This is a genomic window from Pseudomonas sp. GW460-12-10-14-TSB1 (assembly GCF_017349775.1).
Taxonomy (GTDB): Bacteria; Pseudomonadota; Gammaproteobacteria; order Pseudomonadales; family Pseudomonadaceae; genus Aquipseudomonas; species Aquipseudomonas piscium.
The window spans coordinates 73,579-93,253 of the sequence record NZ_JACNAC010000020.1 but is presented as its reverse complement, the minus strand read 5'-3'; the positions used below and the strand labels follow the sequence as shown (position 1 = coordinate 93,253).

Here is a 19,675-nt window from a genome sequence, read left to right as displayed (position 1 = left end):
TCCGGCGGGAAGGGCGGGAAGGGTTTGTCCAGCAGCTCGGTCTCGAACTCGGCGATCGGCAGGAACAGCGGCTCCGGCGGGCGGATCTCGGTGTCCTGGACGTCGCAATGGCGCTGGGTAACGATTTGCGTCAGCAGGTCGCTGCCGCCATGGGGTTCGGTCGGGCCGTTCACGGCCACCAGAGAGCTGTCGTCAGTGACCTTCGTGCCATCGCCGCGCTGCTCGGCCAGCGCCTGGGCAAAAAAATCCTGCCACAGATGGCTGACGCCGCTCAGTGCCTGGGAATTTTTGAGGCCGTAATCGCCGTGGGGCGATATGACGCCAATGGATAGGCTTCGAATGTCTGACATTTCTCTCGGGTCGACGCTCAGCTCTGGCAAAATGCCGGATAGTTCTTTTATCGGCAGTTTTTGCCGATCATTAATTTTTTGAGCGTGTTTTCAGATGAGTGAGCAACCAGCGGCCTGCCGCATCAAAGTCGAGGCCTTGGCCGATGCATTCCAGCCGCAGGCGGCGCACTGGGCCGAGCGACTGGGGCTACCGTTGCAGATCGACGAGGCGGAGTTCGCCCTGCAGGTCGGCGAGCAGGGCTTGCAGTTGCAGCAGCTCGGGGCCGATGCGCCAGGACCGGTGCGGGTGGACTTTGTCGAGGGCGGCGCGGCGCACCGGCGGCTATACGGCGGCGGTAGCGGGCAGATGATCGCCAAGGCGGTGGGTATCGCCCAGGGCGTGCGTCCGCGGATTCTGGATGCCACGGCGGGGCTGGGCAAGGATGCGTTCGTCCTGGCCAGCCTGGGCTGCGAGATGAGCCTGATCGAGCGCCAGCCATTGATCGGCGCCTTGCTGGAAGACGGCCTGGCCCGGGCTGGCGAGGATTTCGAGGTGGCGCCGATCGTGGCGCGCATGCGTCTGCTCAAGGGCAACTCGATCGAGGTGATGCGCAACTGGGAGGGCGAGCCGCCCCAGGTGATCTACCTGGACCCGATGTTCCCGCATCGGGAAAAGACCGCGCTGGTGAAAAAGGAAATGCGCCTGTTTCGCCCGCTGGTCGGGGACGACCCGGATGCTCCGGCGCTGCTGGAGGCCGCCCTGGCCCTGGCCAGCCACCGGGTGGTGGTCAAGCGCCCGCGCAAGGCGCCGTGCATCGCAGGCCCCAAGCCGAGCCATGCGCTGGACGGCAAATCCAGCCGCTACGATATCTATCCGAAGAAGGCGCTCAAGGCCTGAACTTCATCGGTTTTTTCGCGAGCAAACTCGCTCCTACAGAGACTTGACCTGTAGGAGCGAGCTTGCTCGCGATAGGGCTTTCAGGCTCGATACGCCCGCATGAACAACCCCACCACCTCCCGCACATGCTCCTCGGCGGCTTCGTCGCTCAACGGCGCGCCGCAGCCGTAGAGCAGGCGAAAGTTCGCCGCGCCCTTGAGCAGGCAGAAGAAATGCTCGGCGGCGTTGCGCGGTTTGTCGATGCTCAGGGCGCCGCTCTGGTCGATCCTGGTCAACAGCCGTTCCATGCCTTGCAGCATGCGCTGCGGTCCGGCCTCGAAGAAGATCTGCGAGAGCTTCGGGTCCTGGCTGCCCAGGGCCATGATCAGGCGATGCAGGTTCAAGGATTCTTCGCTGTTGATCAGCAGGTGAAAGCCCCGGGCGATATTCAGCAGCACGTTTTCGATCGGCATGCCGGCAGGCAATTCGAAGAACAGCGTTGGCAACTGCTCCTCGCACTTGGCCATCACCGCGGCGGAGAACAGGGTCTCCTTGTCGTTGAAATGGCTGTACACCGTCAGTTTGGAAACACCCGCTTCGCCAGCCACCGCGTCCATGCTGGTATTGGCGTAGCCATTGCTGATGAACAGCGTTTTCGCGGCTTCGAGAATGGCCTGGCGTTTTGCCGGGTCCTTGGGGCGGCCGGGGCCGTTTGAGGTAGAAAGATTGTCGGACATTCTTCGCTTTAATACTGGACTGGTGAGTTTGCTATTAATAACATACCCGCCAGTATAATTATTCGAAGCACCCTTAGCGAAAGGTCCCTCACCATGTTCCGCTATGCCTTACCCCTCGCGTTGCCAGTCAGCCTGGCCGTTCTGCTGTCCGCGTGCGGCCATGAAGAAACGGCGCAGACCACCGTTCGCCCGGCCATGGTGGTGCAGCCAGAGCCCGCGGCGCAGGCAATGGACAGCTACCCTGGCGAGGTCCGCGCGCGTTACGAACCGGACTTGGCGTTCCGGATCGGGGGCAAGGTCAGCCGACGACTGGTCGATGAGGGGCAGCGGGTAAAGGCCGATCAGCCATTGGCCGAGCTCGATCCGCAGGACGTGCGGCTGCAACTGGAAGCCACCCGGGCCCAGGTGGCGGCGGCCGAAGCCAACTTGAACCTGGTGCGCTCCGAGCGTGATCGCTACAAGACCCTGATGGATCGGCAACTGGTCAGCCGTTCCCAGTACGACAACGCCGAGAATCTGTATCGCTCGGGCCTGGCCCGGCTCAAGCAGATCAAGGCCGAGTTCGACGTGGCCAGCAACCAGGCCGGCTACGCTGTGCTGCGCGCGCCCCAGGATGGTGTCGTGGCCCGGCGCACGGTCGAGGTCGGCCAGGTGGTTGCCGCCGGCCAGACCGTCTTCACCCTGGCCACCGACGGCGAGCGAGAAGTGCTGATCAGCCTGCCGGAGCAGGGTTTTGGCCGCTTCCGCATCGGCCAGCCGGTGTCGGTGGAGCTGTGGAGCCAGCCCGACCAACGTTTCGCCGGGCAGATCCGTGAGCTGTCGCCGGCCGCCGACCCACGCTCCCGCACCTTTGCCGCCCGCATTGCCTTTACCGCCGGCAAGGTCCCGGCCGAACTGGGGCAGAGTGCCCGAGTGTTCATTCAGACAGCGGGCAGTGTGCCGCTGTCGGTACCGCTGTCGGCGGTGACCGCGGAAAACGGTGCCGCCTATGTCTGGCGGGTAGACGCCAACAACACCCTGAAAAAGACCCCGGTGCGTCTCGGCGCCTTTGGCGAGAAGAGCGTACCGGTACTCGAAGGCCTCGGAGTCAGCGACTGGGTGGTGGCGGCGGGTGTGCATGTGCTCCATGAGGGGCAGCAGGTGCGCCCGGTGGATCGCTCCAACCGCGTAGTCAATCTGGCGGCCAAGGAGTAATCCCCGATGGGTTTCAATCTTTCCGAATGGGCGTTGCGCAACCGCCAGATCGTGCTGTTCCTGATGCTGTTGCTGGCCATAGTCGGGGCGTTGTCCTACACCAAGCTGGGCCAGAGCGAAGATCCGCCCTTCACCTTCAAGGCCATGGTGATCCGCACCAGCTGGCCGGGCGCCACGGCCCAGGAGGTTTCCCGGCAGGTCACCGAACGCATTGAAAAGAAGCTGATGGAAACCGGCGAGTACGAGCGCATCGTCTCGTTTTCCCGCCCGGGCGAGTCCCAGGTGACCTTCATGGCGCGCGACTCGATGCACTCGGCGCAGATCCCCGAGCTCTGGTATCAGGTGCGCAAGAAGATCAGCGATATCCGGTACACCTTGCCGCCAGGTATCCAGGGCCCGTTCTTCAACGACGAGTTTGGTGACACCTTCGGCAATATCTATGCACTGACCGGCGACGGTTTCGACTACGCAGTGCTCAAGGATTACTCCGACCGCATCCAGATCCAGCTGCAGCGGGTCAAGGACGTGGGCAAGGTCGAGCTGCTGGGCTTGCAGGACGAGAAGGTCTGGATCGAGTTGTCGAACGTCAAGCTGGCGACCCTGGGTTTGCCCCTGGCGGCGGTGCAGCAGGCCCTGGAAGAACAGAACGCGATGTCCACCGCCGGTTTCTTCGAGACCAGCAGCGAGCGCCTGCAATTGCGGGTGTCCGGTAATTTCCAGAGCGTCGAGCAGATCAGCAGTTTCCCGATCCGGGTGGCCGACCGCACCTTCCGCATCGGCGATGTGGCGGATGTGCGTCGTGGGTTCAACGATCCACCGGCGCCGCGCATGCGCTTCATGGGCCAGGACGCGATCGGCCTGGCGGTGGCGATGAAGGATGGCGGCGACATTCTGGTGCTGGGCAAGGCGCTGGAAGAGGAGTTCGCCCGGATCCAGAAAAACCTCCCCGCCGGCATGGAGCTGCGCAAGGTTTCCGACCAGCCGGCCGCGGTGAAGACCGGCGTCGGTGAATTCGTCCGGGTGTTGGTGGAGGCCCTGGCGATCGTGCTGCTGGTGAGCTTCTTTTCCCTGGGCGTGCGCACCGGCATGGTGGTGGCCCTGTCGATCCCGCTGGTACTGGCGATGACCTTCGCCACCATGTATTACCTGGGGATCGGCCTGCACAAGATCTCCCTCGGCGCGTTGGTGCTGGCCCTGGGCCTGCTGGTGGACGACGCGATCATCGCGGTGGAGATGATGGCGATCAAGATGGAGCAGGGCTATGACCGGCTCAAGGCTGCCAGCTACGCCTGGACCAGTACCGCGTTCCCGATGCTCACCGGTACCCTGATCACCGCCGCCGGCTTCCTGCCGATCGCCACGGCGCAGTCCGGCACTGGCGAATACACCCGCTCCATCTTCCAGGTGGTGACCATCGCCCTGCTGGCTTCGTGGATCGCCGCAGTGGTATTCGTGCCCTATCTGGGCGAGAAGCTGCTGCCGGACCTGGCCAAGCTGCACGCGGCCAAGCACGGTACCGCCGACGGCCAGCCCGATCCGTATGGCACGCCGTTCTATCAGCGGGTGCGGCGGATGGTGGAGTGGTGCGTGCGCCGGCGCAAAACCGTGATCGCCCTGACCGTGCTGTTGTTCATCGCCTCGGTGATGCTGTTCCGCTTCGTGCCGCAGCAGTTCTTCCCGGCTTCCGGGCGACTGGAGCTGATGGTCGACCTGAAACTGGCCGAGGGCGCGTCCCTGAGCAACACCGCCGATCAGGTCAAGCGCCTGGAGGCCATGCTCAAGGATCATGCCGGCATCGATAACTACGTGGCCTACGTCGGTATCGGTTCGCCGCGTTTCTACCTGCCCCTGGACCAGCAACTGCCGGCGGCGAGTTTTGCCCAGTTCGTGGTGCTGGCCAAGACCATCGAGGAGCGGGAAAGCCTGCGCAGCTGGCTGATCGAAACCCTCGACGAACAGTTCCCGGCCCTGCGTTCGCGGGTTACCCGCCTGGAAAACGGCCCGCCCGTGGGCTACCCGGTGCAGTTCCGCGTCACCGGCGAACACATCGAAGAAGTGCGGGCCCTGGCGCGCAAGGTGGCGGCCAAGGTGCGCGAGAACCCCCATGTGACCAACGTGCACCTGGATTGGGAAGAACCGAGCAAGGTGGTCTACCTCAATATCGATCAGGACCGTGCGCGGGCCCTGGGCGTGAGCACGGCCAACCTGGCGAAGTTCCTGCAAAGCTCGCTGACCGGCTCCAGCGTCAGCCAGTACCGCGAAGACAACGAGTTGATCGAGATCCTGCTGCGCGGGACCTTGCATGAACGCACCGAGTTGTCGCTGCTGTCGAGCCTGGCGGTGCCCACCGACAACGGCAAGAGCGTGGCGCTGTCGCAGGTCGCGACCCTGGAGTACGGCTTCGAGGAAGGCATCATCTGGCACCGCAACCGCCTGCCGAACGTCACCGTGCGGGCCGACATCTATGGCAAGGAACAACCGGCGACCCTGGTGCAGCAGATTCTGCCGACCCTGGAACCGATCCGCGCCGAACTGCCGGACGGTTACTTGCTGGACGTCGGCGGCACCGTGGAAGACTCGGCGCGCGGGCAGAACTCGGTGAAGGCCGGCGTACCGCTGTTCATCGTAGTGGTGCTGACCCTGCTGATGCTGCAACTGCGCAGCTTCTCGCGCACGGCGATGGTGTTCCTCACCGCGCCGTTGGGGCTGATTGGCGTGACCCTGTTCCTGATGGTGTTCCGCCAGCCGTTCGGCTTCGTGGCGATGCTCGGCACCATCGCGCTGTCGGGGATGATCATGCGCAACTCGGTGATCCTGGTGGATCAGATCGAGCAGGACATTGCTGCCGGGCTCAAGCCGTGGCAGGCGATCATCGAGGCGACGGTAAGGCGCTTCCGGCCGATCGTGCTGACCGCGCTGGCAGCGGTGCTGGCGATGATCCCGCTGTCACGCAGCGTGTTCTTCGGGCCGATGGCGGTGGCGATCATGGGCGGGCTGATTGTGGCGACGGCGCTGACCCTGCTGTTCTTGCCAGCGTTGTATGCGGCCTGGTTCCGGGTCAAGAAAACCTGATGCGTTTGTAGGAGCGAAGCTTGCTCGCGATTTAGACGCCGCGGTGTGTCAGGCACACCGCAGCGAGGCCATCGCGGGCAATCGAGCGTCGACCGGCCGCTCCTACAGGTAGGGGTTACAGGCTACCGAACACCTTCTTCGCCAGGCTGGTGGCCGCTGCCGCCGGGTTCTCGCGAATGGTCGCTTCCTGCTTGCCGATCATCTCGAACAGGCCGTTGAGCGCCTGTTCGGTCACGTAGCCTTCGATATTCGCGTTCTTCGCGTCCAGTACGCCCAGGGTGGCGGCCTGGCCGGCGAAGGCGTTGTACTGCTTGGCCAGGCCCACCTGGTCGGTGGCCTGCTTGACGATCGGCAGGAACTTCACGCGGATCTGCTCGCGGCTGGTCTTGCTCAGGTACTGGGTGGCGGAGTCCTTGCCACCGCTGAGAATGCCCTTGGCGTCTTCCACACTCATCTTCTTCACGGCATCCACCAGCAGCGCCTGGGCCTGCGGCACAGCGGCCTCTGCGGCCTTGTTCATGCTGGTCTCGAGTTCATCGACCTGGGCGCCCATGCCGAACTGCTTCATTTTCTTCGCCACTTTGCCGAGGTTGCCCGGCAGTTCGATGCGCACGTCCGGGTTGTTGCTGAAGCCGCCGGCGGTGCCCAACTGTTTGACCGCGACCTGGGCACCCTGGGTCAGGGCATCCTTGAGGCCGCCAGTGGCGTCTTGTTGCGACAGGTCGCCGAGGGACAGCGCCAGGGCGCTGGCGGAGATCAGCAGGCCGGCGCACAGGCTGGTGAAGCGAAGGGAAGAACGGAGCATGACAGCTTCCTTGTTCGAGAAAAGGGATTAACGAACCGCGTCGACGCGGATTTTCAGCGGTTGCGGATCGCTGCCGTCGAGTTTCACCCCGTTGTGCTCGGTGGTGATGAACAGCAGTTTGCCGGCCACTTCGATCCGCGCGCTGACCGAATAACGGTGCCCGGGTTTGACCTGGGCCGGGTCGTAGCTGAGGTGGAAGGGCAGCGGCACCTGGCCTTTGACCGGGCCTTTCTGTTCGGCCAGCAGTACCGCGGGGGCGTCGGCCAGCGACACGTCCTGCAGGCTGACGCTCAGGGTGGCGGCCGGCGGCAGGGCGATGCGTTGCAGGTAGAAGACTTCGCCATCGAGGCTGGCTTTGCTGGCAGGTTGCATGCTGTTACAGGCCCCGAGCAGGGTGGTAAGGGCGAGCAGGGTGGTAAGGGCGAGCAGGCTGAGCTTTTTCATGACGGATCTCCGTATCGGGGGGCGCCAGAAACCGCCTGGCGCCGATAAGAATCTAGTCGTTTTGCTGCGGAGCGGCGACCTGTTCGGCGGCATCTTCGCTGCGATGCAGGGCCACCTGGCGGATCGACAGGCGAATCTCCGCCGGCAGCACGCGCTTGGCCGCGCCTTCGGCCAGTTCGCCGAGCAGTTCGTGGTAGCTCAGCTTGCCGGCCTCGTCGCGGCGCAGCACGTCCTGCTCCAGCAAGGTCTGGATGAAATGGCGGAACAGGCTCTTGTCGAAGAACTCCGGGGCATTCAGGCCGTGCAGGATCGACAGGCGCTGGGCCATGACCGTGCACAGGTCCTCCAGCTCTTCGGCGCTGATGCTGCGCTGGCCGCTGTTGAGCAGCAGCGAGATGGCCATGTAGAAGCGTTGCAGGGTCTGGGCGATGCTCTTGGACAGCAAGGTCAGCAGCACGAAGTGCCGCGAACTCGGCGCCGGACGCAGGTACAGGTCCTTCTCGAAGCGCAGCAGGCCTTGCTCGACGAAGGCCTCCAGCCACTGGTCGATCACCCCGTCCAACTCGTCCAGGGACCAGCGGATGAACAGCTCCGACTGCAGGTAGGGGTAGAGCGCGCGGGTGTAGCGCAGGATCTGTTCGCGGCTCATGCGCGACGAGCTCTGGAAGAAGCTCGCCAGCAACGCCGGCAGGGCGAAGATGTGCAGCACGTTGTTGCGGTAGTAGGTCATCAGGACGGCGTTCTGCTCGTCCAGGTAGAGGATCTTGCCCAGGGCATCGCTCTGCTCGGACAGCAGGTCCATGTCCTTCACATGCTCGATCAAGGCCCGGCCATCGCCTTCCGGCAGGGTGGTGTGGGGCGAGTAGGGGACTTTGCGCAGCAGCGCCAGGTACAGGTCCAGGACCCGGGCCATGGCACGGTCGTCGAGGGCCAGGCGGCTGGTGGACAGCAGCGCCAGGGCCACCAGGTTGACCGGGTTGATCGCCGCCGCTTCGTTCAGGTGCTGGGCGACTTTTTCACCCAGGCGGTTGGTGGTTTCGTTGAGCCACGCCGGCTTGAACTGCGGGCCCAGCTCCTGGGCGCGCCAGCCCGGTTGTTCCTGATCGAGAAACTCGGCCAGCTTGATCGGCTCGCCGAAGTTCACCGCCACCTGGCCGAAGCGCTGCTTGAGGGCGCCGATGACCTTGAAGATGTCGAAGATCGACTCTTTCTTCTTGCTCGCGCCACGCAGTTCGCCCAGGTAGGTGCGGCCTTCCAGCACGCGCTCGTAGCCGATGTACACCGGCACGAAGACGATCGGCATGCGCGAGGAGCGCAGGAAGCTGCGCAGGGTGATGGCCAGCATCCCGGTTTTCGGTTGCAGCATGCGTCCGGTGCGCGAGCGCCCGCCTTCGACGAAGTATTCCACCGGGAAGCCCTTGGTGAACAGGGTGTGCAGGTATTCGTTGAACACCGAGGTGTAGAGCGGGTTGCCCTTGAAGGTGCGGCGCATGAAGAAGGCTCCACCCCTTCGCAGCAGGCTGCCGATCACTGGCATGTTCAGGTTGATCCCGGCGGCGATATGCGGCGGGGTCAGGCCGTTGCGGAACAGCAGGTAGGACAGCAGCAGGTAGTCGATGTGGCTGCGGTGGCAGGGCACGTAGATCACTTCGTGGCCCGGGGCGACTTTCTGCACGCTTTCGATGTGGTTGACCTTGATCCCGTCGTAGATCTTGTTCCAGAACCAGCTCAGTACCACTTCGAGGAAGCGGATCGCGGTGAAGGTGTAGTCCGAGGCGATCTCGTTGCCATAACGCAGGGCCACGGCCTTGGCTTTTTCCGGGGAGATCTTTTCCCGTTCGGCTTCGTCGAGGATCGCCTGCTTGACCAGCGGCTGGTTCAGCAGGCCCTTGACCAGGTTGCGCCGGTGGGAAATGTCCGGGCCGATCACCGCGGCCTTCAGGTTGCGAAAATGCACCCGCAGGATGCGCTGGGCCATGCGCACGGTGCGTTCGTGGCCCTTGTTGTGCTCGATCAGTTCGCGCAGGTGGATTGGCGCGGAGAATTGCACCCGGGTCTTGCGGCCCAGGATCATGATGCTCAGCAGCCGGCGCAGGCGCCCGGTGACTGCCCAGCTGTCGGCGAACAGCAGTTTCCACGGGCTCGATTCGCTGTCTGGCGACTGGCCCCAGAATACGCTGACCGGAATGATCTGCGCGTCTTCGGCGGCATTCTGGCTCAGGGCGCTGACCAGGCGGGTCAGGGGCGGTGGCGCGCCGCGCTTGTCCTGGCGACCGAGCCAGTCCGGGGCCGGGGTCAGGTAGAAGAACGCGGCGGGTTCCAGCAGGTTGCCCACGGAGACCGGCAGCACCGGGCGCGGCAACCCGGCCTTGGTGCACTCGGTATCGACCACGGCGAGGTCGGTGAGCGAAGGGTTTTGCAGGACGTAGAACACCGGACGACTGCGGTCGAGGTTGAGGGTGAAGGACGACTGGTTGATCGTCTCCGAGCGAACCCAGAGGTACAACAGTCGGCGCAAGGTGCCAAACACAAGACGGCGGAACGGGGAGCGGGTCATACGGCTTCTGCTTTAGTGGAAAAAACCGAGCAGTTGCTCGGGGCGGCTAGTGTGCCGGATTCACCGAAAATCGGCAAAAAAGCGGCAAACAAGATTGAGTTGAGAGTTTTTGTGCCTGTCATATACTCGCCCGACTGACGCCTGGGCATGTGGGGCCCATCAATAGAAACCCAGGTCCAGGCGAAAGTTCTCACGGCTTCGTTTCAGTAAGCCGACTGATAATAAAAAGACGGAGGATGGATTGATGGCAACTCGCGAGACCGGCAGCGTGAAGTGGTTCAACGACGCCAAGGGCTACGGCTTCATTCAGCGTGAAGGTGGTGCCGATGTATTTGTCCACTACCGTGCTATTCGTGGTGAAGGCCACCGCTCGCTGACCGAAGGGCAGCAGGTTGAATACGCCGTGGTAGAGGGGCAGAAGGGTTTGCAGGCTGAGGATGTAGTGGGCTTGTAAGCGCTGTGGCTTGTAGGAGCGAGGCTTGCCCGCGATAGCGTTGTGTCAGGTAAAACGCTATCGCGAGCAAGCTTCGCTCCTACAGTAAGCAGATTCAGGCGGTACGCCAGGTAATCTCTTCTTCCCCGTCGGCGCTGATGCGAATCCAGCGGTCGGCCGATTCCTCACCTTCTTCTTCGACCCAACTGCCTGGTGCGCAGCGCACTTCGACGTTCAGCGCGGCGAAGGCGGCGCGGGCGCAGGCGATGTCGTCGTCCCACGGCGTCTGGTCGCTTTCCAGGTACAGGCTGTTCCACTTGCCCACGGCTTTCGGCAGCCAGGTCACCGGCACGCTGCCGGCCTTGCATTTGTAGGTCTGGCCTTTCTGTACCCAGTCGCTGCACGGGCCCAGGGCCGCGCCGAGCCAGGCGGCGATGGCCTTGTGGTCGACGTCGGCGTCTTTCAGGTAAATCTCGATATCCGGTTGGCGCATGGATGTCCTCACTGCGGGTCTGAAAAATCCATTCGCGGATTTATTCGACCCCGAGTCGCTGCTCGAGGCCGTGGATTAATGGGTTACTGCAGAACGAAGTAATCGTAGCGCATCGACACGCTGACCTCGAAGGGCTCGGCCTGCTCGATCACACTGGCCCGGCGTTCGGCACTGGCGCGCCAGCCGTGGGGCGTCATGGCCAGCAGGTTGGCGCGATCCTGTGGATTGCTCAACGTCAGCTTGAAGTCCAGGGTTTCACTGTGTTGCAGCGCCATGCCCGCGGGCACCAGCGCCAGGTGTTTGTCGTCGGTGTATTCGCGGACCTCGTCGTACAGGCGCTCGCGCAATTCCATCAGGTGACCGCTGGTCGGCCCGACCTTCATCAGGCCGCCGCCAGGGCTGAGCAGGCGCTTGGCTTCCTGCCAGTCGAGCGGGCTGAAGACGCTGGCGAGGAACTGGCAGCTGGCGTCGGCCAGGGGCACCCGGGCCATGCTGGCGATCAACCAGGTCAGCTGCGGGGCACGGCGGCAGGCGCGCTTGACCGCTTCCCGGGAGATGTCCAGGGCATAACCGTCCGCCTGGGGCAGGGCTTGGGCGATCTGTGCGGTGTAGTAACCCTCGCCGCAACCGATATCGACCCAGCGCTGCGGGGCGCGCTCGGCGGCCAGTTCGGCCAGGCGCCTGGCCACTGGTGCGTAGTGGCCGGCATTGAGAAAGTCGCGGCGGGCTTCGACCATGGCCTGGTTGTCGCCCGGGTCGCGGCTGTTCTTGTGCTGCACCGGCAACAGGTTCAGGTAACCCTGGCGGGCGCGGTCGAAGCGGTGCCCGGCCGGGCACACGACACCGTTGTCGACGGCGCTCAGGGGCGCCGCGCAGATAGGGCAGGCAAGCATCAGGCGAGCAACTTGATCAGGGTCTGGTAGTAGATTTCGGTCAGCACGTCGAGGTCGCTGGCCAGCACCCGCTCGTTGACCTGGTGGATGGTGGCGTTGACCGGGCCCAGCTCGACCACCTGGGTGCCGAGGGTGGCGATGAAGCGCCCGTCGGAGGTGCCGCCGCTGGTGGAAGCTTTGGTCTCGCGGCCGGTGACGTCCTTGATGCTGGCCGACACCGCGTCGAGCAGGGCGCCCGGCTCGGTGAGGAACGGCAGGCCCGACAACGCCCACTCCACATGCCAGTCCAGGCCGTGCTTGTCGAGGATGGTGGCGACGCGCTGTTGCAGGCCTTCAACCGTGGATTCGGTGGAGAAGCGGAAGTTGAACACCGCCACCAGCTCGCCGGGGATCACGTTGGTCGCGCCGGTGCCGGAATTCAGGTTGGAAATCTGGAAGCTGGTCGGCGGGAAGAAGGCATTGCCGTCGTCCCAATGTTCCGCGGCCAGTTCGGCCAGGGCCGGGGCGGCCAGGTGGATCGGGTTCTTGGCCAGGTGCGGGTAGGCCACGTGGCCCTGTACGCCGCGCACCGTGAGCTTGGCGCCGAGGGAGCCGCGACGGCCGTTCTTGACCACGTCACCGACCAGGCTGGTGCTCGACGGCTCGCCGACGATGCACCAGTCCAGGCGCTCCTTGCGCGCCGCCAGGCGTTCGACCACGGCCTTGGTGCCGTGGTGGGCCGGGCCTTCTTCGTCGCTGGTGATCAGGAAGGCCACCGAGCCTTTGTGGTCCGGGTAGTCGGCGACGAAACGCTCGGCCGCTACCAGCATCGCCGCCAGGCTGCCTTTCATGTCCGCCGCGCCGCGCCCGCAGAGCATGCCGTGCTCGTCGATCAGCGCGTCGAACGGGTCGTTCTGCCAGGCCTGGACCGGGCCGGTCGGCACCACGTCGGTATGGCCGGCGAAACACAGCACCGGGCCTTCGTGCTTGCCGTGGGTGGCCCAGAAGTTATCCACATCCTCGATGCGCATCGGCTCCAGCTTGAAGCCGGCATCGCCCAGGCGCTGCATCATCAGCTTCTGGCAGTCGGCGTCGACCGGCGTCACCGACGGGCGGCGGATCAGGTCACAGGCGAGTTGCAGGGTCGGCGAAAGGTCGGCGTGGGCCGTCATGGGGAAACTCCGGTGCAAGGCGTTATGTGTGGGAGCGAGGCTTGTCGCGATGACCGCGACGCGGTTTGCTGAGGCACCGCAGGGTTCTCATCGCGGGCAAGCCTCGCTCCTACGGTAATGGGGCAAGGCGCGCAAAATGGCGGATATCTTAAAGCAAAACGGCGGCCAGAGGCCGCCGTTTAGTGCTTTGCCGCGATTTATGCAGCCGCCACCGGTTCGCTTTCGGCAAGCGGTTTTGGCAGCGACGACAGGAAGGCCATGACCAGCGCCGCCACATATGGCAGCGACTGCACCAGGAGCATGGTCACCCAGAAGCGCATGTCGTTGCTCGGCAGGCCGCCCTGCACCAGATAGATGCCCAGCGCTGCGCCCCACAACAGCAGCATGATGAACAGCTCTTCCCGGGCTTCCGAGATCGCCACCCAGAAGCCGTGGTTGTCGGCATTCTTCGGCGTGCGGAAGAACGGAATGCTGCTGGTGAAGAAACCGTACAGCACCGCCTTGGCGATGGTGTGGGACAACGCCAGGCCCGCCACGGCCGCGCAGAACGCATCCTTGAGGTTGACCCCGACCGCCCGGCGGTAGAGGAAGATGATCTTGCCGACCTTGAACACGAACAGCGCCAGGGGCGGGATCGCGAAGATCAGCAACGGCGGATCGACGCGCTGCGGCACGATGATCATCGCCGCCGACCAGAGCAGGGCGCCGAGGGTGAAGAAGATGTTCATGCCGTCCGCCACCCACGGCAGCCAGCCCGCGAGGAAGTGGTAGCGCTGGCCACGGGTCAGCTCGGTGTCCTTGCCGCGCAGCAGGCTGGCGGTGTGGCGCTTGATGATCTGGATCGCCCCATAGGCCCAGCGGAAACGCTGTTTCTTGAAGTCGATGAAGGTATCCGGCATCAGGCCCTTGCCGTAGCTGGTGTGGTAGTACGCCGCCGACAGGCCTTTCTCGAACACCCGCAGGCCCAGCTCGGCGTCTTCGCAGATGCACCAGTCGGCCCAGCCCAGTTCTTCCAGGACCGAACGCCGGGTCATGGTCATGGTGCCGTGCTGGATGATCGCGTCACGGTCGTTGCGGGTGACCATGCCGATATGGAAGAAGCCTTTGTATTCCGCGTAGCAGAGCTTCTTGAAGGTGCTTTCGTTCTGGTCGCGGTAATCCTGCGGCGATTGCACCACGGCGATTTTCGGGTCGGCGAAGTGCGGCACCATGTGCTTGAGCCAGTTGCGGTCGACGCAGTAGTCCGAGTCGATCACCGCGATCACTTCGGCGTCCTTGGCGGTGTGCGGGATCAGGTAGTTCAGCGCGCCGCCCTTGAAACCGGCCAGGGGCGCGACGTGGAAGAACTTGAAGCGCGGGCCGAGGGTTTCGCAATAGGCCTGCACCGGTTCCCAGACCGCCGGGTCCTTGGTGTTGTTGTCGATGATCAGGACTTCGAAGTCCGGATAGTCGAGGTTGGCCAGGGCATTGAGGGTCTGTTTGACCATCTCCGGCGGCTCGTTGTAGCACGGCACGTGGATCGAGACTTTCGGCCGGTAACTGGAGTCGCCTTCGACCGGCAGGAACTCGCGCCGGCGCTTGTGCACCCAGACTGCCTCGGCCAGTTCATGGGCCTCGGTGAGCAACACGATGAACACCCCGAGCGCGCCCAGGGCGAGTAGGAAGCCCACCGTCAGGCTGAACCAGGTGCTGTATTGCTGGCTGTAGTCGTAGCCGATCCACACCAGCACCGAGCCGCAGAGGAAGGCGATGAAGGTCAGGAAGGTCCGGCCGCGCTGGCGCAGGGCCGAGCCGTCGATCATCAGCAGGGTCAGGGACAGCAGCGCCAGGACCACCGAACCGATGGCCAGCACGCGCCATTGCGGGATCGCCACCACCGGGCCTTCGAAGTTGAATTTCTGCTGGCGCGCGGCGTTGAACACGCCCCAGTAGGCGCCCACCGAGCCTTCGTCGCTGGCCTTCCACGGCTGGTCGAAGGCTTCGATCACGAAGTAGTTGTAGCCCTGGCGGTTGAGCTTGTTGACCAGGTTACGCAGGTAGATCGCCTGATCCGCCGGGCTGGCGTCGGCGCCGCCACGCATGCGGCCGTTGCTCGGCCAGCCCACCTCGGACAGCAGCAGCGGTTTTTTCGGGAACATCTTCTTCAGGTCGCGGGCACGGTCGAGGACGAACTGCCCGGCCTTGTCCATCGGGATGAATTCCCAGTAAGGCAGGACGTGGGCGGCGATCAAGTCGACGTGCTGGGCCAGTTCCGGGTGTTCTTCCCAGACGTGCCACTGCTCGGAGGTAGTGACCGGTACCTTGACCGCGGCGCGCACGCGATCGAGCAGCACGCTCAACTGGTCGGCGGTGATTTCCTTGCGGAAGATCGCTTCGTTACCGACCACCACGCGCACCACACTGCGCGAGTTGTTGGCGATGTCGATGGCGCGGGTGATTTCACGCTCGTTGCGCTCCAGGTCCGGGCTGATCCAGATCCCCAGGGTCACGCGCAGGCCGAACTCTTCCGCCAGCTTGGGGATGTTCTCCAGCGTGCCGTCGACCGAGTAGGTCCGAATGTTGTCGGTCAGCTTGCTCATGATCTCCAGGTCGCGACGCATTTCATCGTCGGTCGGGAACTGGTCTTTCTGCGGGAACTGGCCCAGCTGGAAAGGCGAGTAGGAAAAGCCGGAGATTTGGGCAGGCCAATTGGGGGCGGAGACCGGGCGGTTGACCAGTGCCCAGAAGCCGGTGAACAGGGCGGCGATTGCCAGAACCACCACCAGGTTGAGTCCAAATTTACGCGATGACATAGCTATTTCGGGTTCCAAAGGGTGTGGAACGGGGGGACGGTCGGCATGCGCCAAGCGGCGCGCATCCTACACTGGCCTTCGACTGAGCGTACAGCGCACAGGGGAAAGCCGCAGGTTGGGCAATCCAACTCGATTTAAGTTCTCGGCGACGGAATTTTCAGATTGTTCCACTTATTAAAGCAGCCCCGGCTGCCATTCATAGGGCAAAGATGCTCTTGGCGGGCATCGGCCCTATAATGCGCGCCGGTTTTTGGGGTAATGGTCATGAGTACAGAAGATCCGCGGTTTGCTGGCGTCGCCCGTTTGTATGGCATCGAGGGGCTGGAACGCTTGCGCGCCGCCCATGTGGCGATCGTCGGTGTCGGCGGTGTCGGCTCCTGGGCGGCGGAAGCCATTGCCCGTTGCGGCGTGGGCGAGATCTCGCTGTTCGACCTGGACGACGTCTGCGTCAGCAACAGCAATCGGCAGCTGCACGCCCTCGACAGTACGGTCGGCAAGGCCAAGGTCGAGGTCATGGCCGAGCGCCTGCACGGGATCAATCCGGCTTGCACCGTGCATGCGGTGGCGGACTTCGTCACCCGCGAGACCATGGCCGAGTACATCACGCCGAACATCGACTGCGTGATCGACTGCATTGACAGCGTCAACGCCAAGGCGGCGCTGATCGCTTGGTGCAAGCGACGCAAGATCCAGATCATCACCACCGGCGGCGCGGGCGGGCAGATCGACCCGACGCTGATCCAGGTCTGTGACCTGAACCGGACCTTCAACGACCCGCTGGCCTCGAAAGTGCGCTCGACCCTGCGTCGCGACTACGGTTTTTCCCGCACCGTGACCCGTCACTACAGCGTGCCTTGCGTGTTTTCCACCGAGCAACTGCGCTACCCGAAACCGGACGGCAGCATCTGCCTGCAGAAGAGCTTTGTCGGCGATGGCGTGAAACTCGACTGCGCCGGCGGTTTTGGCGCGGTGATGATGGTGACCGCGACCTTCGGCATGGTTGCGGCGACCAAGGCGGTGGACAAGCTGGTGGCTGGCGTGCGGCGCCCGGCGGATCGGGTCAAGCCCGCAGCCGTTTGACTCTGTAGGAGCGGCCGGTCGACGCTCGATTGCCCGCGAAATGCGGTGTGTCAGATAGACCGCTATCGCGGGCAAGCCTCGCTCCTACAGGGATGGGCGTCAGGCTGAGAGTTCGCGCATCCGCTGCAATACCGCATTCAGCCCATTGCTGCGCGACGGTGACAGCTGGCGCGACAGGCCCAGCTGATTGAACCAGTCCGGCAAATCCACCCGTTGCAGCTCCTCGGCGGACAAACCGTTGACCCGCGCCAGCAGCAGGGCCACCAGGCCGCGGATCAGGCGCGCATCGCTGCTGGCGGCGAACTGCCAGTGACCGTTCTGCAAGGTGCCTACCAGCCAGACCTGGCTTTCACAGCCATGCACCCGATTGGCCTCGACCTTGTCGGCTTCAGCCAGCGGCGCCAGGCGTTCGCCCCATTGCATCAGCAAGCGGGCGCGCTGTTCCCAGCCGGGGGCGCCCTGGAAACTGTCGAGGGCGGCCAGGGCTTCGGCGGGCAGGCTCATCGCAACAGCTCCAGGGCCTGATCGAGGGCCTCGAAGAAGCGCTCCAGGTCCTCGGAGTCGTTGTACAGCGCCAAGGACACGCGGATTGCCCCGGCCAGGCCGAAGCTTTTCAGCAGCGGCATGGCGCAGTGATGCCCGGCGCGCACGGCGATGCCCTGTTCGGTCAGCAGGTGAGCCAGGTCGGCGTTGTGCACACCATCGACCACGAAGCTGACCAGCGCCAGCTGCGGCTTGCCCAGCAGGCGCAGACCTTTGCGGGCCAGCAGGCCGTGCAACAGGTAGTCGTGCAGCGCGGCTTCATGGGCACTGACGGCGTCCTGATCCAGGCCGCTGAGGTAGTCCAGGGTTGCGCCGAGGCCGATCACGCTGGCGATCGGCGGCGTACCGGCTTCGAAACCCAGTGGGGCGGGGCGGAAGCTGGCGTGCTGGTATTCGGCCTGCTGGACCATCTCGCCACCAAACTGCCAGTGGCGCAGGCCTTTTAGCGCCTCGTTGCGCCCGTAGAGCACGCCGACGCCGTCCGGGCCGTAGAGCTTGTGGCTGGAGAACACATAAAAATCGCAGCCCAGCGCCTGCACATCGTGGCGGCCATGGACCACGCCCTGGGCGCCGTCGACCACGGTCAGGGCATTGTTTGCCTTGGCCAGGGCCAGCAGCTGCGGCAGGGGTTGCCAGGCACCGAGCACATTGGACAGCTGGCTGACGGCCAGCAGCCGGGTGCGCGGGCCGATCAGGCGGGCCGCGGCGTCGAGATCGATCAGGCCGTCGTCGTCCAGTGGCAGGACCACCAGGTCGAGGCCGCGACGGTGTGCCAGTTGCTGCCAGGGCAGCAGGTTGGCGTGATGCTCCAGGGCGCTGATGACGATTTCATCGCCCGGGTTGAATTGGTGTTCCAGGCCATAGGCCAGGAGGTTCAGCGCGGAGGTCGCGCCGTGGGTAAAGATGATCTGCCCGCTGTCACCGGCATTCAGCCACTGCGCCACCTTGTGCCGGCTGTTCTCGAACGCCTGGGTGGCATGAGCGCCGGGCAGGTGCTGCGCGCGATGCACGTTGGCCGCGCCATTGGCGTAGTAGTGTGCCAGGGCGTCCAGCAGGGCTTGGGGTTTTTGCGTGGTGGCGGCGTTGTCCAGGTAGGTCTGGTCCTGCCGTTGCAGGGCGGCGATGGCCGGGAAGTCGGCGCGCCAGGGGGAGGCTACAAGCATGGTGGCAGAACTCGTTTGAACGGGCCGGGCGCCGATGATAAGCGCCCGGCCGGTCGCAGTGGAACCGAATCGCTGCTTAGTTGTGAGCGTGCAGCGCTTCGTTCAGCTCGATGGCCGATTTGTGGGTCTTGCACTCCACGGCACCGGTCTCCGAATTGCGGCGGAACAGCAGGTCCGGCTGGCCGGCCAGTTCGCGGGCCTTGAGCACCTTGACCAGTTGGTTGTTCTCGTCCAGCAGCGCCACCTTGGTCCCGGCGGTCACGTACAGGCCCGATTCCACGGTGTTGCGGTCGCCCAGCGGGATACCGATACCGGCGTTGGCGCCGATCAGGCAGCCTTCGCCGACCTTGATCACGATGTTGCCGCCGCCCGACAGGGTGCCCATGGTCGAGCAGCCGCCGCCCAGGTCGGAACCCTTGCCGACGAATACGCCCGCGGAAACCCGGCCTTCGATCATGCCCGGGCCTTCGGTGCCGGCGTTGAAGTTGACGAAACCTTCGTGCATCACCGTGGTGCCTTCGCCGATGTAGGCGCCCAGGCGAATACGCGCGCTGTCAGCGATACGCACGCCGCTCGGTACCACGTAGTCGGTCATTTTCGGGAACTTGTCCACCGAGAACACTTCCAGCAGCTCGCCGCGCAGGCGGGCTTCCAGTTGACGCTCGGCCAGCTCGCCGAGGTCGACCGCGCCCTGGTTGGTCCAGGCCACGTTCGGCAGCAGCGGGAAGATCCCGGCCAGGTTCAGGCCGTGGGGCTTGACCAGGCGGTGGGACAGCAGGTGCAGCTTCAGGTAGGCCTCCGGGGTGGAGGTCAGCTGGGCGTCTTCGGCCAGCAGGGTGGCGACCAGCGGCTTGTGGCTCTCGGCCAGGCGGGTCAGCAGCGCGGCCTGGGTGGCGTCGATGCTTTTCAGCGCCTCGGCCAGTTGCGCGGCCTGGGCGGTGGTGAAGGTGATGGCCTGGTTGCCTTCGCTGTAGCCCAGTACCGGGGCGATGGCGGCAACGATTTCCGCGGATGGCTTGACCAGGGGCGCGGCGTAGAACACTTCCAGCCACGCGCCTTGACGGTTTTGAGTGCCGACACCAAAGGCCAGGCTGAACAGGGTAGTGGACATG

16 protein-coding genes and 1 pseudogene are annotated in these 19,675 nt (G+C 64.4%); 5 read left to right on the top strand and 12 right to left on the bottom strand.

The genetic code is table 11. The features are described 5' to 3' along the window. Positions 1-350, bottom strand: a pseudogene (locus J4D52_RS14555) (energy transducer TonB); the annotation flags it as partial. A gap of 94 nt (positions 351-444) precedes the next feature. Here J4D52_RS14555 and J4D52_RS14550 point away from each other — a divergent pair. Further along, entirely contained in the window at positions 445-1,227 is a 783-nt protein-coding gene (locus tag J4D52_RS14550) for a class I SAM-dependent methyltransferase (protein WP_009042366.1), read from the top strand. Positions 1,228-1,307: 80 nt separating this feature from the next. Here J4D52_RS14550 and J4D52_RS14545 read toward each other — a convergent pair whose 3' ends face one another. Continuing rightward, the gene (locus J4D52_RS14545; protein WP_025806605.1) at positions 1,308-1,943 is read right to left on the bottom strand and encodes a TetR/AcrR family transcriptional regulator; all 636 of its coding nucleotides are present in this window, start codon (positions 1,941-1,943) and stop codon (positions 1,308-1,310) included. Between the two features lie 93 nt (positions 1,944-2,036). Between J4D52_RS14545 and J4D52_RS14540 the strand changes: the two genes are divergently transcribed. Together J4D52_RS14540 and J4D52_RS14535 are read left to right on the top strand one after the other, a co-directional pair. Continuing rightward, positions 2,037-3,137, top strand: a complete 1,101-nt coding sequence (locus J4D52_RS14540; protein WP_025806606.1) for an efflux RND transporter periplasmic adaptor subunit — start codon at positions 2,037-2,039, stop codon at positions 3,135-3,137. Between the two features lie 6 nt (positions 3,138-3,143). Next, positions 3,144-6,209 carry an efflux RND transporter permease subunit gene (locus J4D52_RS14535; protein WP_025806607.1) on the top strand — a complete coding sequence of 1,022 codons (3,066 nt, stop codon included), beginning with the start codon at positions 3,144-3,146 and terminating at the stop codon, positions 6,207-6,209. A 115-nt stretch (positions 6,210-6,324) separates the two neighbouring features. On the opposite strand, the gene J4D52_RS14530 is transcribed toward J4D52_RS14535, so the two are convergent. Genes J4D52_RS14530 through plsB form a run of 3 tightly spaced genes read right to left on the bottom strand, consistent with a single transcriptional unit; the run spans position 6,325 to position 10,015 of the window. Beyond that, positions 6,325-7,014, bottom strand: a complete 690-nt coding sequence (locus J4D52_RS14530) for a DUF4197 domain-containing protein (protein WP_053277629.1) — start codon at positions 7,012-7,014, stop codon at positions 6,325-6,327. Positions 7,015-7,041: 27 nt separating this feature from the next. Beyond that, complete coding sequence (locus tag J4D52_RS14525; RefSeq protein ID WP_063428604.1) at positions 7,042-7,458, bottom strand: YbaY family lipoprotein; 417 nt, start codon at positions 7,456-7,458, stop codon at positions 7,042-7,044. 52 nt (positions 7,459-7,510) lie between these two features. Continuing rightward, complete coding sequence (plsB, locus tag J4D52_RS14520) at positions 7,511-10,015, bottom strand: glycerol-3-phosphate 1-O-acyltransferase PlsB (protein ID WP_063428605.1); 2,505 nt, start codon at positions 10,013-10,015, stop codon at positions 7,511-7,513. A 244-nt stretch (positions 10,016-10,259) separates the two neighbouring features. Between plsB and J4D52_RS14515 the strand changes: the two genes are divergently transcribed. Next, positions 10,260-10,469 (top strand): cold-shock protein, encoded by a 210-nt coding sequence (locus J4D52_RS14515; protein ID WP_007927922.1) that lies wholly within the window; start codon positions 10,260-10,262, stop codon positions 10,467-10,469. 94 nt (positions 10,470-10,563) lie between these two features. On the opposite strand, the gene J4D52_RS14510 is transcribed toward J4D52_RS14515, so the two are convergent. The 4 genes from J4D52_RS14510 to J4D52_RS14495 form a co-directional block, all read right to left on the bottom strand. Beyond that, on the bottom strand, positions 10,564-10,941 hold the full coding sequence (locus J4D52_RS14510) for a hypothetical protein (RefSeq protein ID WP_007927921.1): 378 nt from the start codon (positions 10,939-10,941) through the stop codon (positions 10,564-10,566). 83 nt (positions 10,942-11,024) lie between these two features. Then, positions 11,025-11,834: a putative RNA methyltransferase gene (locus J4D52_RS14505; protein WP_009047200.1), complete on the bottom strand. Its 810-nt coding sequence runs from the start codon at positions 11,832-11,834 to the stop codon at positions 11,025-11,027. After that, on the bottom strand, positions 11,834-12,985 hold the full coding sequence (gene dapE, locus J4D52_RS14500; RefSeq protein ID WP_025806613.1) for a succinyl-diaminopimelate desuccinylase: 1,152 nt from the start codon (positions 12,983-12,985) through the stop codon (positions 11,834-11,836). The genes J4D52_RS14505 and dapE overlap by 1 nt, the downstream gene beginning before the upstream one ends. 197 nt (positions 12,986-13,182) lie before the next feature. Beyond that, a complete protein-coding gene (locus J4D52_RS14495) occupies positions 13,183-15,777 on the bottom strand; it encodes a glycosyltransferase (RefSeq protein ID WP_063428607.1) in 2,595 nt (864 codons plus the stop codon). Positions 15,778-16,041: 264 nt separating this feature from the next. Between J4D52_RS14495 and tcdA the strand changes: the two genes are divergently transcribed. Then, positions 16,042-16,857 (top strand): tRNA cyclic N6-threonylcarbamoyladenosine(37) synthase TcdA, encoded by an 816-nt coding sequence (gene tcdA / locus J4D52_RS14490; protein WP_164485748.1) that lies wholly within the window; start codon positions 16,042-16,044, stop codon positions 16,855-16,857. Positions 16,858-16,956: 99 nt separating this feature from the next. Here tcdA and J4D52_RS14485 read toward each other — a convergent pair whose 3' ends face one another. The 3 genes from J4D52_RS14485 to dapD form a co-directional block, all read right to left on the bottom strand. Beyond that, on the bottom strand, positions 16,957-17,361 hold the full coding sequence (locus J4D52_RS14485; RefSeq protein ID WP_063428611.1) for a SufE family protein: 405 nt from the start codon (positions 17,359-17,361) through the stop codon (positions 16,957-16,959). After that, entirely contained in the window at positions 17,358-18,563 is a 1,206-nt protein-coding gene (locus tag J4D52_RS14480) for an aminotransferase class V-fold PLP-dependent enzyme (RefSeq protein ID WP_025806616.1), read from the bottom strand. Before J4D52_RS14480 ends, J4D52_RS14485 begins: the two co-directional genes overlap by 4 nt. Before the next feature lie 76 nt (positions 18,564-18,639). Beyond that, on the bottom strand, positions 18,640-19,674 hold the full coding sequence (dapD, locus tag J4D52_RS14475) for a 2,3,4,5-tetrahydropyridine-2,6-dicarboxylate N-succinyltransferase (RefSeq protein WP_009047206.1): 1,035 nt from the start codon (positions 19,672-19,674) through the stop codon (positions 18,640-18,642). Position 19,675 lies beyond the last annotated feature (1 nt).